We start from the raw sequence: 14600 nt of genomic DNA, 5'->3' as shown, positions 1-14600 counted from the left end.
CATGCCTTTTTCTGCATTGCTCCGTAATTCGGTGCAATTGCCATGCGTTTGTTGTGCAACTCGCAATAGTCAAGAACGTAGAATGGTTGCGAGCTATCTTGCGACGGAACGGACATGGATCGGATCGAGTGCGTGGTAATCGGCGCGGGCGTGGTTGGACTTGCGATTGCGCGGCAACTGGCAATGCGCGGGCGCGAAGTGATCGTGCTGGAAGCGGGCGAGGCGATCGGCATTGGCACCAGTTCGCGCAACAGCGAAGTGATTCACGCGGGCATCTACTATCCGCGCGGATCGCAGAAAGCCGAGCTGTGCGTGCGTGGGCGCGAAATGCTGTACGAATATTGCCGCGAGCATGGCGTGCCGCATCGGCAATGCGGCAAGCTGCTCGTTGCCACGGCGCGCAATCAGATTCCGCAGCTTGCGGGCATCGAACAGAAGGGCCTGGAAAATCGCGTGGAAGGTCTCGTGCGGATCAGCGGCGCACAGGCGGCGGAGATGGAGCCGCAACTGACGTGCGTCGAGGCGGTGTGGTCGCCGAGCACGGGAATCGTCGACAGTCACCAGTACATGCTGGCGCTACAAGGCGATGCCGAGAATCACGGCGCGAACATCGTGTTTCATACGCCGGTGGCCGCCATCGACGCGCGCGAGGGCTGCTTTATCGTCGAGACCGGCGGCGATGCCCCGGCGCGCTTCCGGGCGTCGTTTCTGATCAACAGCGCGGGGCTTCACGCGAACCGGATCGCCAGCAAGATTCGCGGTCTCGACGATCGTCACGTGCCGCCGCTCTACTTCGCGAAGGGCAACTACTTCAGCGTGAGCGGGCGCGCGCCGTTCGAACGGCTCATCTATCCGATGCCCAATGAAGCGGGACTCGGCGTGCATCTGACCGTCGACATGGGCGGCCAAGCCAAGTTCGGTCCTGATGTCGAATGGGTGCAGTCGCTCAATTACGATGTCGATCCGCGCCGCGCCGATTCCTTCTACGCCGCGATTCGTGCGTATTGGCCGGGTCTGCCTGACGACGCGCTGCAGCCGGCCTACGCGGGCATCAGGCCGAAGCTCTCGGGTCCGGGGCAGGCTGCCGCCGACTTCATGATTCAAGGCAAGTCCGCGCATGGCGTGCCGGGGCTCGTGAATCTGTTCGGTATCGAATCGCCCGGACTGACGGCTTCACTCGCCATCGCCGAGCGCGTGGCGGACATGATGCGTTAGCCGCTATTCCCCGGGTTCTTATCTATAACATTTGGCTTCATCGATTCGCTTCCGGATTGTTATGCTCGGGCATCGCCGTCGTCAGAACGGCGTTTTCCCCCAATACAACATGGAGCGAGTCACCATGAAGGCATCTCGTCGTACGTTTCTCATCACCAGCGTGGGCGTTGCATCGACGTTCGCGCTCGGCTCGAAAGCCGCTTTCGCCGACGCACCGAAGGTCGACGAAAACGATCCCACCACCAAGGCGCTCGGCTACAAGGAAGACGCGACCAAGGTCGATAAGGCCAAGTTCGCCAAGTACGCCGCCGGCGAAGACTGCGGCAACTGCCAGTTCTATCAAGGCAAGGCCGCCGATGCCTACGCCCCGTGTCCGATGTTCGCGAACAAGCAGGTCGCCTCGAAGGGCTGGTGCGGCGCGTATGTAAAGAAGGCCTGAGCTTCCCTCGTTGGACGACGAACGCGCCTGGCGGCATTGCCCGGCGCGTTTTGCGTTGTAGCCGCTTGATAAGCAAACGCATGGTCTTTACACTCGCCAAGGCAAATTCAGCCTTACGCCTCGCCTGAGCAAATGCATTCGATGCGCCGGGCGATACGCGCACGACGCGGCCAACGGGGGTCCGTCCGATGGCACGAAACCCAATGATCGACAAACCAAAGGGATTCGCATGGCAGGCAGACCATTGAATGCGCGCGCCGTCGCGGCCGCGGTCATCGGCAATGCGCTGGAGTGGTACGACTTCACCGTGTTCGGCTTCATGACTGTCGTCATCGCCCGCTTGTTCTTTCCGAGCTATAGCGACTACTCATCCATTTTGCTGACCACCGCGACCTTCGGCGTCGCGTTCGTGATGCGGCCGGTCGGCGGCATCGTGCTGGGTCTTTATGCGGATCGCGCGGGGCGCAAGGCGGCGCTCACGTTGGTCATCGCGATGATGACCATCGGCATTCTGCTGCTCGCGATAGCGCCGCCATACTCGGCAATCGGGATCGGCGCGCCGCTCGTGATCGTGTTCGCGCGGCTGTTGCAGGGCTTCTCCGCCGGCGGCGAGTTCGGAACGGCGACCGCGCTCTTGATCGAAGCAGCGCCGTTTTCCCGACGCGGTTTCTACGGCAGTTTCCAGATGGCGAGTCAGGCGGCGGCGCTCTTGCTCGGCGCGCTCGTCGGCGCGGCGATCACGCGCGGACTGTCGCCCGAAGCGCTCGATTCATGGGGCTGGCGCGTGCCGTTCGTTCTCGGTTTGATCATCGGGCCAATCGGCCTGTACATTCGGCGCAACATGGCCGATACCGAAGCGTTCCTGCACGCGAAGAAGACCGCGCGCCGCGCGACGCTTGGTGAAGTCTTCCGCAATCACAGCCGCGAAGTGCTGTGCGGGCTCGGTTCGGTGATCGCGCTGACGGTGACGGTCTATGTGCTGATCGCCTATCTGCCGACCTTCGCGGTCAAGCAACTCAAGCTGCCGCTCGGGCAGTCGTTCACGGCGCTGATCGTCGGCAATCTCATCTTGACCGTGCTTTCGCCGGTGGCGGGCGCGTGGTCGGATCGTATCGGACGCAAGGGCCTGACCTTGTGGTCGCTTCTCATCACGCTCGTGATCATCTATCCGCTCTTCGCATGGCTCGCCGCCGAACCGAGCGTGGCGCGGCTCGTGGTCGTGCAGGCGCTCTTGTCGATCACGCTGTCCGGTTACTACGGGCCGTTCGGCGCGCTGATCGCGGAACTGTTTCCCGCGCATATCCGCTCGACCGGGCTTGCGCTCGCGTACAACATCGCGGTGATGCTGTTCGGCGGCTTCGGGCAGTTCATCGTGACGTGGCTCATCAAGACGACGGGCTCGCAACTCGCGCCGACCTTCTACGTGATGGCGGGACTCGTGCTTTCGATTATCGCCGTGGCCTGCATTCCGGCGACGCGTCACGTCGATGTCGACGAGGCGCGTGACGGCATCCGCTAGGCGGTCGAGCGCCTGCGCGACGCTTCAACGCTCCAGACCCGCTGCGACGAGCAATTCCGCCAGGACTTCAGAGAGACCGCCTTCGTGGTTCGCGGCGCGTTCCTTCAATTGCGTCACGAGCTTCTCGTCCAGCTTGCAGGCAAACGGCACGAGACCCTTGGCCTGATCCAGCTTGCGCTGCTCGCGGCGATCCAGTTTCGGCGCTTCCGCTGCGCCCACGCGCGGCTTGCCGCCTTGCTTCAGGTCGTTGGCGAGCTTGAACGCCTTGGTTTGTTCCAGTTGAAATTTGTTCACGCGATGCTCCGTTGCGGCGTTTTGATAGGCAGGGGCCGTATTGTACGTGGAGGTTCACACGCGGCTTGCATCCGCGAGACCGTCGATGCGCTCGCGCATGCGCTTCCAGTGCGAGCCTTCCCAGAAGACGCGGCGGCAGACATCGCAAGTCACGAAACGCGTGTGCCGTTCGCGCACGCCTTCGGGCACGCGGTCGTCGATCTCGCGCGCTGCCGCGCGACGCAGCGGCGCGTTGCACATGAGGCAGAGGCGAAACGCGCGCACATGCGGCGCGAGATCGAGACGTTCCGCCACTTCACGCCATTGCTCGTCGGCATGCAGTGCGCGCACGTAGCAGCCGTGCAGCACATTTTTTCGCTTGAGCAATTCGCGGTCGCGCGTAAGGACGATGCGTGCTTCATCGTGCGCAAGGCGCTCGATTTCATCGTCGGCGAAGTTGTTGTCGTAACGCGTGTCGAAACCCGCGAGCCGCAACAGTTGCGCGAGGCCGCCGAGATGCGCATCGGCGATAAAGCGCAGATTTTCCGCGACGAGCGCCGGCCGCAAAAGCCGTGCGCCGTCGGCCATACCGGGCGGCACGCGCCGCGCGGGATAGATCTCGATGACATCGTTTTCTTCGATTGGCGCGTCGAAGCCGGCCGGATTCCCGTTGCGCACGATCAGCGCCACTTCCGTGTGCGGCACGCCCAGCGCTTCGATCATGTGCTTGGCCGACGAAGACAGCGGACAGGCGCAAGCGAATGCCTGCCCGCGTTGGGGCCGCGCCAGAAAGTCGTTCAGTTCGCGATGGAAGTGAAAGCGCGCCGTGACCATGCAGTCAGTATCGCATCGGCGGATTCGGCGTGCTGCCGGTCGATGTGCTCTACTGGCGCTCGGTCGGCAATCAACGAATGGAGCGTAAGCATGGATATCGGATTCATCGGTCTGGGTGAAATGGGCGCGGCCATGGCCGTCAACGCGCTGAAAGCGGGCCACGCGGTGCGCGTCTGGAACCGCTCGCGCGACAAGACGCGTTCGCTCGCGGACCAGGGCGCATCCGTGGTCGATACCCCCGAGCAGGCATTTGCCGGCGATGCCGCCTTTTCGATGCTCGCGGACGATCAAGCGCTGCGCTCCGTGCTGATCGATGGCGGCTTGCTCAAGCACGCGCCGAAAGGCCTCGTGCACGTGAACATGGCAACCATTTCGGCGGCGCTCGCCGTCGAACTCGCGCAATTGCACGCGCAGCATGGCGTCGCTTACGTGGCCGCGCCCGTGCTTGGCCGGCCGGATGTCGCGGCGGCGGGCAAGCTCAACATTCTCGCGGCCGGCGCCGATGCCGACATCGCGCGCGTGCAACCCGTCTTCGACGCGCTCGGTCAAAAAACCTGGCGCGTGGGCCACGAACCGCAGCACGCCAACGTGCTCAAGCTGGCGGCGAATTTCATGCTGGCGTCGGCGATAGAAAGTTTCGGCGAAGCGGCCGCGCTCGTGAGCGGACACGGCATCGAGGCGCAGACGTTGCTCGACGTCATCACGAATTCGCTGTTTCCGGGGCCGGTTTATCAGGGCTACGGCAAGATGATCGCGGAGCGTCGTTACGAGCCCGCGCTCTTCAAGGCGCGGCTCGGTCTGAAGGACGTGCGCCTCGCGATAGCCGCGGGCGACGCGGTCAACGTGCCGCTGCCGGTCGCGAGCGTGGTGCGCGACAACCTCGTCGACGCGCTTGCCCACGGCGACGGCGAAAAGGACTTCGCGGTGCTCGGGCAAGTGGCGGCGCGCCGCGCGGGACGATGATCGTTGAAAAGAAACGTCTGTTCTAACGGGTTCGTGATTTGCTGGGATGGCTATGCATCGAACGTAATTAAAAATAGCTGGGAGACGTCATGCCATCGAACCGCATCGCCTTCGCCGCGCTTTGCTGGGGCGCCTTGTCGAGCGCGCCCGCTCACGCCGACGACACCCCGAGCCCGTGCGATGCGCTGAAGCGCATCGTGGCGGCGGCGCCGAATTTCTCGTCACTCTCCGCAATCGATGGACGGCCCGTCGCGTTGGCATACGGCGACGGCGCGAGCTGCGCGGCGTCGCAAAGCAACTATCGATGCACCTGGACGCCGCACGGCGGAGCAAGCGCCGATGCGCTGCAAAGCGTCGCGGCGGACATCGCTTCCTGTCTGCCGGACGCCACCCACGATCAGAATTCACCCGCGCGCCAGCACTTTTATCTTGGCGCACGCGGCGCGCGCACGGAGATCGCGGCATCGCAGGCGAGCGAGAACAAGCTGAAGCTCGAAATCTACGGCAACCGGTGAGGCTATCGTGACGAAGCGCATCCTCATAGCCGACGCCGACGACGACGCCCTGAGCGGTCTCGCCAATCTCCTGAATGGAATGGGGCACGAAGTGGCGCTCGCCGCCAATGGCGCGCAAGCCGTGCACGTGGCCGCGCAGTTTTCGCCGGATGTCGTGATTCTGGATATCGGCGCGCCGCTGTTGGATGGGCTCGCCGCCGCGCGTGATTTGCGCCGCACGCCCACAGGTCACGCGATGATGCTCGTTGCGCTCACGGGTTGGGGTCAGCCGCAACACCGCGAACTAACGATGGATGCGGGCTTCGACGTACATCTAGTGAAGCCAATTTCATCGGATCAACTGCAGTTCATTCTCTCGATGACGCAGCCGTGAAATATTCCGTGTTGATCGCATGCAACGGAGATGTTGCATCGCATCAAATTTAACGATATAGTTACTCCTGTCTCCTCCATGTCTCCACTGATATGGATTCAGCCCGCCAAACTAGGCGGGCTTTTTTTCGTCCGCAGCAAACCATGCAGCCAATAAAAAGCCGATCCGCTGACGAAGCGAACCGGCTTTTCTGCTTTCCGAGGGATAACGATCAGCGCGTGAGCCCGGCTTCCTCGTCGGCACCGATGGCCAGATTCATGCATTGAATCGCCGCGCCGGATGCGCCCTTGCCAAGATTGTCGAGCCGCGCCACGGTCACGAAACGCTCTTCGTTGCCGAACACGAAAATCTCGACACGGTTCGTGTCGTTGCACGCTTGCACGTCGAAGAAACCGTTGTCGAGATTGCTTTCGGCATCGAACGGAAGCACGCGCACGAACGGCTCGTTGTTGTAGTACTCGGCGAGCATATCGCGCACGTCCTGCGGTTTCGCCTTGCGCGCGAGCTGGTCGGGGGAGAAATATGTCGTCACCGCCAGACCCTTCAGGAACGGGCCGACTATTGGCGTAAAAATCGGCGCGCGCTTCAAACCCGTGCGCACCGACATTTCCGGCAGATGCTTGTGCGTGAGGCCGAGCGCGTACGGACGCGGACTCGCCAAACGCGCGTCGCCGCCGGCTTCGTATTCGGCGATCATCTTCTTGCCGCCACCGCTGTAGCCGGTGATCGAATAGGCGTGCGCGTCGAAATCGGCGGATACGAGACCGCCCGCGACGAGCGGTTGTACCGACAGTACGAACGCCGATGCATGGCAGCCCGGTACGGCGATGCGCTTCGCAGTACGCAGACGTTCCCGCTGCGCGCGCGACAGTTCGGGCAGACCGTACGCCCAGTCGTCCTGCGTGCGAAACGCGGTGCTGGCGTCGATCATGACGGTGCGAGCGTTGTCCTTGTCGACGAGCGAAACCGATTCGCGCGAGGCGACATCCGGCAGGCACAGAAAGGTCACGTCGGATGCGTTGATGAGGCGGCGGCGTTCCTCGACGTCCTTGCGCTTCGTGTCGTCGATACGCAGCACTTCGATGTCACGGCGTCCCGACAGATATTCGAAAATCTTAAGGCCGGTGGTGCCTTCCTGTCCGTCGACAAATACTTTCGTGGTCATCTCGATCTCACTGGTTCGGCGCGACGACGCAAATGGTTGCAACGCCTACGCGCTCGCCGCAAAAACGGACATTTTAAGGCGTTTCCGAGACGCGTTGATGTCCGTTGTCCGCAACGAGCGCGTGCAGGCTGTCAAACGCGCCGCCCAAGCGGCGCGCGTGCCTTACTTGCCGGTCCAGCGAGCAGTCACGGCAGCGATTCGCGCGCCAAACACGCGGGCGCTTTCGAGATCGCCGGGCGGCGGCGCTTCGTCCGGCGATGCATCCGCGGGCGATTGCGTCAGCAACCCGGTCGAGCCGCCGACGAAGTTCAGGTCGTTGCGGGTGGCGGCCTTCGTGTTCGACGGCATCATGCCGGTGCCCGCCCAGATCATGCCGTGTTGCATGGCGAGCGTGACGAAGTAGGAAATCGTCAGGAACTTGTCGCCGTTCATGGTCGCGGAATTGGTGAAGCCAGCCGCGATCTTGTCTTTCCATTTTTGCGCGAACCAGGGTTTGGAACTGGCGTCGGCGAATTTCTTGAAGTCGGCGGACGGGCCGCCCATGTACGTCGGCGAGCCGAAAACGATGGCGTCGGCGGCATCCAGTTCGGCCCAGGCGGCGTCGTCGAGATCGCCGACTGCGATCAGTTTGGCGTTGGCGCCTGCGTCCGTGGCGCCGGCCAGCACGGCTTCGGCGGCTTTCTTCGTGTGGCCGTAGCCGCTGTGATAAACGATGATGATGTTCGACATGGTTTCCTTTAGCCGCGATGAATTCGCGGTGCGTCTCGACTGCACGCGTGTGGGTTTGCTCTTCGTGGCGACGGCATGAAAGCCACCACTCGACGAAGGCGGCGGGCGAGCGGAACCAGTCTAGCAAAGACAAATTTCGTTCTGCGGACACGGATGCGGCAGCGTTACGCTTGCCGGCCCGTTCATTACCGGCCGTAAGTGAAGGTCAACTGCGCCGAAGCGATGCTTACCGTGCGGATTTCGTGTTCGAACATCAGCGCGGGCGTACCTTGCCGCAGTCGCAGGTCGTCGCTGCGCAGCGCATACACCGTCACGATATAGCGGTGCGCCTTGCCAGGCGGAGGGCACGGACCGCCGTAACCGTCGGTGTCCCAGTCGTTGCGGGCTTCCACCGCGCTCATTTTGCGCAGCGCGCCGGCGGCGCTCGCATTGGCCGGTATATGCGTCACACCCGCCGGAATGCCGGCGACGGCCCAATGCCACCAGCCGCGGCCGGGGGCGTCGGGATCGAATACGGTGATCGCAAAACTGCGCGTATCGGTGGGCGCGCCGCGCCATGAAAGCTGCGGTGAGCGATTGCCGCCCTTGCAGTCGGATTCATTGAAAAGAAGATCGCGCGAAACCGGCTTTCCCGGAACTAGATCGACGCTTGAAACGGTGAATGCCGGTTCAGCCACGGCGTCTTGTGGCATGAAAATCACCGCCAATATCCACGTCGAGAGTGCGAATAACGTAAGACCGGCCGGACTCTCGGTTCGACATGCGAGGCGCATGTAGCTGACTCCTGTCAGTGCCGTTGCGCCTTATATCAGCGTTTCGATGGCTGCAACGATGTTTTTTGTCTCAGTGATGCGCTTCATGCCAAGTTGCAGTTTAACATTGCAACAAAGCATTAAAAGCTTGCACCTTGAGACTAAACCTATGGCGCAGTTCAAATGTGTCTGAAATTAAAAACGAGATGACGCCTTGACGGCGGCGACTTCGGCAGCTATCAAAGAGAAAATGAATATCCCGACAGTGATTCGCGCGGCATCAGACGAACCAATATTCTGGGGCAGTAAATGAGCCAGCGAATAAAAGTCATCATTGCAGACGATCATCCGGTCATCTTGTTCGGCGCCACTCAGGCGCTCAACAAGTTTCCGGAGGTCGACGTCATTGGTCAGGCCAAGCAATCCACCGAGCTTATTCAATTGCTGCAAAAATCGCATTGCGACGTTCTCGTAACCGATCTTGCAATGCCGGGCGGCTCTTATGGCGATGGCATGCCGCTGCTCGGCTATATCGGCAGGCAATTTCCCCGGGTAAAACTCGTTGTCCTGACCATGCTGGAAAACCCGGCCTTGCTCAAACGTCTGCGCGAAGTCGGTGTCATGTCGATCATCAACAAAGCCGACGACATGAACCATATCGGCTGGGCAATTCAGCACGTCATGCGCGGTCAGGAGTATCTCGGGCCATCGGTCAAGGCGGCGCTCGACAGCATGGGAATGAGCGGAAGCGGTCAGCAACGCAGCGTGATTCTTTCCAAGCGTGAACTCGAAGTGGTGCGGCTCTTCGTCTCGGGCATGACGATCACTGAAATAGCGGGGCAATTGCGGCGCAGTATTAAAACCATCAGCACGCAAAAGAACACCGCTATGCGCAAACTGGGTATCGAGCGAGATTCCGAATTGTTTCAGTATGCACAAAGTAATGGCTTGATGAATCTCTCGGCATATTCGGGCGACGGTTCCGTGGAAGACGTGCCCATTCCAGATTCAAATTAGGTTCGCACCATTTAACCGCTGGACGAATTGAAAAAAGCCGCTGATGTCATGTCAGCGGCTTTTTCGTTTTCATTCTCAACCAGCGATTGCTTTAAAGACTTATTGCGGCGCAGCCGTCGCTCCGCCGTGTGCCGCCGACCATTCGGCAGGCGCGTGCAGGAACTTCTCGACCTCATCCAGCGTCTTCGATTCGAAATAGCCTTGTTCCTTGGCGACGCGCAGCACGTCCCACCACGTCGCGAGCGCGTGCAGATTCACGTCGATATCCTTCAGCACCGACACGCTCTCTTTAAAAATGTTGTAGTGAAAGAGCACGAAGCAGTCGTTCACCGTTGCGCCGGCCGTGCGCAGCGCATTAATGAAGTTGATCTTGCTGCGGCTGTCGGTGGTCAGGTCTTCCACCAGCAGCACGCGCTGGCCTTCGGTCAGAAGACCTTCAATCTGCGCGTTGCGACCAAAACCCTTGGGCTTCTTGCGAACGTATTGCATCGGCACCATCAGGCGATCCGCCAGCCACGCCGCGAAAGGAATACCCGCCGTCTCGCCGCCTGCAACCGCGTCGATTTGTTCGTAGCCGACGTCGCGCAGAATGGTCGCCTCGGCCATTTCCATCAGACCGCGACGCACGCGCGGATAGGAAATCAGCTTGCGGCAGTCGATATACACTGGGCTCGCCCAGCCGGACGTGAAGATATACGGTTTTTCCGCGTTGAAGTGCACCGCCTGTACTTCCAGCAAAATCTTGGCGGTGGTGTCGGAGATCGTCTGGCGATCGAAGCCTGTCATGGGCGAATCCTTGGACTTGGATGGTGGCGCTTGGTCGAAGCGGGAGGCGGCCGCGTGGGGCCCTGGCGCATTAACAGGCAGAACGAGCCGCTTTTGGACGGCGTTCGTGCGGTTCCTGCGCGCGTAGGCCGAAATTTTACCCGAGGTGAGACGTTCGGGCGAGCGGCGCTCGGGACAGCGCCTATTTTTTGAGCGTCTTGTAGCCGCGTGGTCGTCGCACTTAAACTCGCGCAACTTCGCCCGCCGTGCTCCCACATGACTCCCGCTTCCCCTTCCGTCGATACCCCGAATCACCGCCACGCGCTGCACGCGCTCATCGCTTCCATTCTCGGCTATGCGATGGATGGCTTCGATCTCCTGATCCTCGGCTTCATGCTGCCCGCGATCGCCGTGGATCTGCACCTCACGCCCGCGCAGGCAGGTTCGCTCGTCACGTGGACGCTGGCCGGCGCGGTCGCGGGCGGCGTGGTGTTCGGCATGCTCTCCGATTACTTCGGCCGTGTGCGCATGCTGACCTGGACCATTCTCCTGTTCGCCGTCTTCACCGGCCTGTGCGCGCTTGCAAGAGGATACGGCGACTTGCTGGTCTATCGCACCATCGCGGGCATTGGGTTGGGCGGGGAGTTCGGCATTGGCATGGCGCTCGTCGCCGAGGCATGGCCGGCTCGGCTGCGGGCGCGCGTGTCCTCGTATGTCGGGCTTGGCTGGCAACTCGGCGTGCTTGCCGCCGCGCTTCTCACGCCGCTTTTGCTGCCGATGATCGGCTGGCGCGGCATGTTCGCCGTCGGCTTGTTGCCGGCGGTCGCGTCGTTCTTCGTGCGGCGCAAGGTCGCCGAACCCGTGCTCTTCACGGAACGTCGCGCGAAGCACGCGCCGCGCAAGCTGCCGCTCGGACGTCTCTTCGACACCGCGCGCACGACGCGTGCGAGCCTCGGCGTGATCGTGCTGTGCTCGGTGCAGAATTTCGGCTATTACGGGCTGATGATCTGGCTGCCCAGTTATCTATCCAAGACCTTCGGCTATTCGCTCACGAAGTCGGGTCTCTGGACCGCCGTCACCGTGCTCGGCATGGCGCTCGGCATCTGGCTCTTCGGCGTCGCGGCCGACCGCTTCGGCCGCAAGCCCGCGTTTCTCTTCTATCAGATCGGCGCGGTGGCAATGGTCTTCGTCTATTCGAACTTGACGAGCCCCGGCGCGTTGCTGGTAGGCGGCGCGGTCATGGGCGTGTTCGTCAACGGAATGATCGGCGGTTACGGCGCGCTCATCTCCGAAATCTATCCGACCGAGGCGCGCGCCACCGCGCAAAACGTGCTGTTCAATATCGGCCGCGCGGTCGGCGGACTGGGTCCGGTCGTGGTTGGCGCGCTTGCCGCGAAGTATTCGTTCGCGACTGCGCTCGCATTGCTGGCATCGATCTATTTACTCGATATATTTGCCACGCTCTTTCTCATTCCCGAAAAACGCGGCGCCGAACTCGACTGATTGACCGTTCGGCCTAGGGAAAATGCTGCTGCGCGCCATCTGGAAGGCGAGGTGTACACTGGTCGTCCCAAAAATTAAAGCTCCGGCCGTCCCGTTTGATCCTTACGGGCGGCACGCCGCGTCTATCCGATGCGCCGGGCGACTGAAGACATTGGTCCATCGAATCACACTCCACACTCAATGTTGAGCGGTCGTCGGCGGTGTGAACCCTGTTCAAAATATTTCTAACGTCTCAGGCTAATCATGGACGAACAACTGAAGCAAAGCGCTCTCGCATATCACCAATATCCGCGTCCGGGCAAGATCTCCGTCACGCCGACCAAACCGCTTTCCAATCAGCTGGATTTATCGCTTGCGTATTCGCCGGGTGTAGCCGCCGCATGCATGGCGATCTTCGACGAACCGCTCGACGCGCAGAAATACACCTCGCGCGCGAATCTCGTCGGCGTGGTGACGAACGGTACGGCGGTGCTCGGCCTCGGCAACATCGGTCCGCTCGCGGCCAAGCCGGTGATGGAAGGAAAAGGGTGTCTGTTCAAGAAGTTCGCGGGCATCGACGTGTTCGACATCGAGCTCGACGAGACCGATCCCGACAAGCTCGTCGATGCAATCGCCATGCTCGAACCGACGCTCGGTGGCATCAACCTCGAAGACATCAAGGCGCCGGAATGCTTCTATATCGAGAAGAAGCTGCGCGAGCGCATGAAGATTCCCGTTTTCCATGACGATCAGCACGGCACGGCGATCATCGCATCGGCGGCAATTCTCAACGGCCTGAAAGTGGTCGGCAAGAAGCTCGACGAAATCAAGCTGGTTTGTTCGGGCGCGGGCGCAGCCGCTATCGCGTGTCTGGACTTGCTCGTCGATCTGGGCTTGAAGAAGTCGAACACGCTCGTCGTCGATTCGAAGGGCGTGATCTACGAAGGACGCGGCAACCTCGATGTGTCGAAGGAGCGCTATCAGGCGACCACCGACGCGCGTACGCTCGCCGATGCCATCGATCAGGCCGACGTTTTCCTCGGTTGTTCGAGCGCGGGCGTGCTCAAGCCCGAGATGGTCAAGGTGATGGCCGACAAGCCGCTGATTCTCGCGCTTGCCAATCCCGAGCCGGAAATTCGTCCGGAGGAAGCGAAGAAGGTGCGGCCGGACTGCATCATCGCGACTGGCCGTTCGGACTATCCGAATCAGGTCAACAACGTGCTGTGCTTCCCGTTCATCTTCCGTGGCGCGCTGGACGTGGGCGCCACGACCATTACCGAAGAGATGAAGCTCGCGTGCGTGCGCGCGATCGCCGAACTCGCGGAAGAAACCGACCAGGGCGATGAAGTCGCGAAAGCCTACGAAGGCCATTCGCTCGAATTCGGTCCGGAATATCTGATCCCGAAGCCGTTCGATCCGCGACTCATCATCAAGATTGCGCCGGCCGTGGCGCAGGCCGCGATGGATTCGGGCGTGGCGACGCGTCCGATTCAGGACATGGACGCGTATCGCGAGACGCTCGGCGCGACGGTGTATCGCACCGGCATGGTGATGCGGCCGGTGTTCGTGGCGGCGAAGGCTGCGCCCGCGCGCATCGCGTTTGCAGAAGGTGAAGACGAGCGCGTGCTGCGCGCAGCGCAGTTCGTGTTGCTGGAGAAGATCGCGAAGCCGATCATCATCGGCCGGCCGGCTGTCGTCGAAATGCGTCTGCAGAAGATGGGCTCGAAGCTCAAGCCTGGCGTCGATTTCGAGATCGTGAATCCGGAAGACGATCCGCGTTATCAAAAGAGCTGGCAGGCGTATCACGAAATCGCCGCGCGTGAAGGCGTGACGCCCGAAAGCGCGAAGGCCGCGCTGCGCAAGTTCAACACGCTGATCGGCGCGATCCTGGTTCATACCGGCGACGCCGACGGCATGATCTGCGGTCTCATCGACACATATCAGGATCACCTCAAGTTCATCGATCAGGTGTTGGGCAAGTCCGAAGGCGCAAACAACTTCGCGGCGATGAATCTGCTGATGCTGCAAGGGCGCAATCTCTTCATCAGCGATACCTACGTCAACGAAACGCCAACGCCCGAGCAGCTTGCCGACATGACGATTCTCGCCGCGCGCGAGATCGAGCGCTTCGGCATTTCGCCGAAGGTGGCGCTGGTGTCGAACTCGAACTTCGGCAGCGTGCCAAGCGCGTCGAGCAAGCGGATGGCCGAAGCACGCAAGCTGATCGCAGAACGCGCGCCGGACCTCGAAGTCGATGGCGAAATGCACGGCGACGCCGCGTTGTCCGAAGCGGTGCGCAAGGCTTCGTTCCCCGGCACGACGCTCACCGGCGAAGCGAACCTGCTCATCATGCCGAACGTGGAAGCCGCGAACATCACGTACAACCTGCTCAAGATGGTGAGCGGCGAGGGCGTGACGGTCGGACCGTTCCTGCTGGGCGCGGCAAAGCCCGTGCACATCCTGACGCCGGCCGCGACCGTGCGACGGATCATCAATATGACGGCGGTGGCTTCGGCGAACGCGAAGGTGGCGAATAACAAGTAAGGGCAAAACGGCGGC

15 protein-coding genes are annotated in these 14600 nt (G+C 61.6%); 9 read left to right on the top strand and 6 right to left on the bottom strand.

What is annotated here, in order from left to right:
• The first annotated feature begins 114 nt into the window (after nt 1-114).
• From NCT03_RS13145 to NCT03_RS13135, 3 genes are all read left to right on the top strand, one after another.
• Complete coding sequence (locus NCT03_RS13145) at nt 115-1215, top strand: NAD(P)/FAD-dependent oxidoreductase (RefSeq protein WP_250465923.1); 1101 nt, start codon at nt 115-117, stop codon at nt 1213-1215.
• 124 nt (nt 1216-1339) lie between these two features.
• Nucleotides 1340-1654 carry a high-potential iron-sulfur protein gene (locus NCT03_RS13140; protein ID WP_250492763.1) on the top strand — a complete coding sequence of 105 codons (315 nt, stop codon included), beginning with the start codon at nt 1340-1342 and terminating at the stop codon, nt 1652-1654.
• Between the two features lie 229 nt (nt 1655-1883).
• Entirely contained in the window at nt 1884-3173 is a 1290-nt protein-coding gene (locus NCT03_RS13135; RefSeq protein ID WP_244826469.1) for an MFS transporter, read from the top strand.
• A 24-nt stretch (nt 3174-3197) separates the two neighbouring features.
• Here NCT03_RS13135 and NCT03_RS13130 read toward each other — a convergent pair whose 3' ends face one another.
• Both NCT03_RS13130 and NCT03_RS13125 read right to left on the bottom strand, forming a co-directional pair.
• The gene (locus NCT03_RS13130; protein ID WP_244826468.1) at nt 3198-3467 is read right to left on the bottom strand and encodes a hypothetical protein; all 270 of its coding nucleotides are present in this window, start codon (nt 3465-3467) and stop codon (nt 3198-3200) included.
• A 54-nt stretch (nt 3468-3521) separates the two neighbouring features.
• Nucleotides 3522-4280, bottom strand: coding sequence for a Mut7-C RNAse domain-containing protein (locus NCT03_RS13125; RefSeq protein ID WP_250465920.1), 759 nt, complete (start codon nt 4278-4280; stop codon nt 3522-3524).
• Between the two features lie 90 nt (nt 4281-4370).
• On the opposite strand from NCT03_RS13125, the gene NCT03_RS13120 reads away from it, so the two are divergent.
• From NCT03_RS13120 to NCT03_RS13110, 3 genes are all read left to right on the top strand, one after another.
• Nucleotides 4371-5243 (top strand): NAD(P)-dependent oxidoreductase, encoded by an 873-nt coding sequence (locus NCT03_RS13120; protein ID WP_250492762.1) that lies wholly within the window; start codon nt 4371-4373, stop codon nt 5241-5243.
• An 89-nt stretch (nt 5244-5332) separates the two neighbouring features.
• A complete protein-coding gene (locus NCT03_RS13115; RefSeq protein WP_250465916.1) occupies nt 5333-5758 on the top strand; it encodes a hypothetical protein in 426 nt (141 codons plus the stop codon).
• A 7-nt stretch (nt 5759-5765) separates the two neighbouring features.
• Nucleotides 5766-6131: a response regulator gene (locus NCT03_RS13110; protein ID WP_244826464.1), complete on the top strand. Its 366-nt coding sequence runs from the start codon at nt 5766-5768 to the stop codon at nt 6129-6131.
• Between the two features lie 211 nt (nt 6132-6342).
• Here NCT03_RS13110 and argC read toward each other — a convergent pair whose 3' ends face one another.
• The 3 genes from argC to NCT03_RS13095 form a co-directional block, all read right to left on the bottom strand.
• Complete coding sequence (gene argC / locus NCT03_RS13105; protein WP_244826463.1) at nt 6343-7296, bottom strand: N-acetyl-gamma-glutamyl-phosphate reductase; 954 nt, start codon at nt 7294-7296, stop codon at nt 6343-6345.
• A gap of 162 nt (nt 7297-7458) precedes the next feature.
• Nucleotides 7459-8025, bottom strand: coding sequence for a flavodoxin family protein (locus tag NCT03_RS13100; RefSeq protein ID WP_250465914.1), 567 nt, complete (start codon nt 8023-8025; stop codon nt 7459-7461).
• A gap of 185 nt (nt 8026-8210) precedes the next feature.
• Entirely contained in the window at nt 8211-8717 is a 507-nt protein-coding gene (locus tag NCT03_RS13095) for a YbhB/YbcL family Raf kinase inhibitor-like protein (RefSeq protein WP_250465911.1), read from the bottom strand.
• A gap of 369 nt (nt 8718-9086) precedes the next feature.
• On the opposite strand from NCT03_RS13095, the gene NCT03_RS13090 reads away from it, so the two are divergent.
• Nucleotides 9087-9794, top strand: a complete 708-nt coding sequence (locus NCT03_RS13090) for a response regulator (protein WP_244826460.1) — start codon at nt 9087-9089, stop codon at nt 9792-9794.
• A 99-nt stretch (nt 9795-9893) separates the two neighbouring features.
• Here the strand turns inward: NCT03_RS13090 and NCT03_RS13085 are convergent, their stop codons facing one another.
• Complete coding sequence (locus tag NCT03_RS13085) at nt 9894-10580, bottom strand: orotate phosphoribosyltransferase (RefSeq protein ID WP_244826459.1); 687 nt, start codon at nt 10578-10580, stop codon at nt 9894-9896.
• A 255-nt stretch (nt 10581-10835) separates the two neighbouring features.
• Between NCT03_RS13085 and NCT03_RS13080 the strand changes: the two genes are divergently transcribed.
• Both NCT03_RS13080 and NCT03_RS13075 read left to right on the top strand, forming a co-directional pair.
• Nucleotides 10836-12062 carry an MFS transporter gene (locus tag NCT03_RS13080; protein ID WP_250465909.1) on the top strand — a complete coding sequence of 409 codons (1227 nt, stop codon included), beginning with the start codon at nt 10836-10838 and terminating at the stop codon, nt 12060-12062.
• 243 nt (nt 12063-12305) lie between these two features.
• Nucleotides 12306-14585 (top strand): NADP-dependent malic enzyme, encoded by a 2280-nt coding sequence (locus NCT03_RS13075; RefSeq protein WP_244826457.1) that lies wholly within the window; start codon nt 12306-12308, stop codon nt 14583-14585.
• Nucleotides 14586-14600: the final 15 nt, after the last annotated feature.

Source organism: Caballeronia sp. GAWG1-1, from assembly GCF_023631465.1.
Taxonomy (GTDB): Bacteria; Pseudomonadota; Gammaproteobacteria; order Burkholderiales; family Burkholderiaceae; genus Caballeronia.
This window is presented reverse-complemented; position numbering and strand designations above follow the sequence as displayed.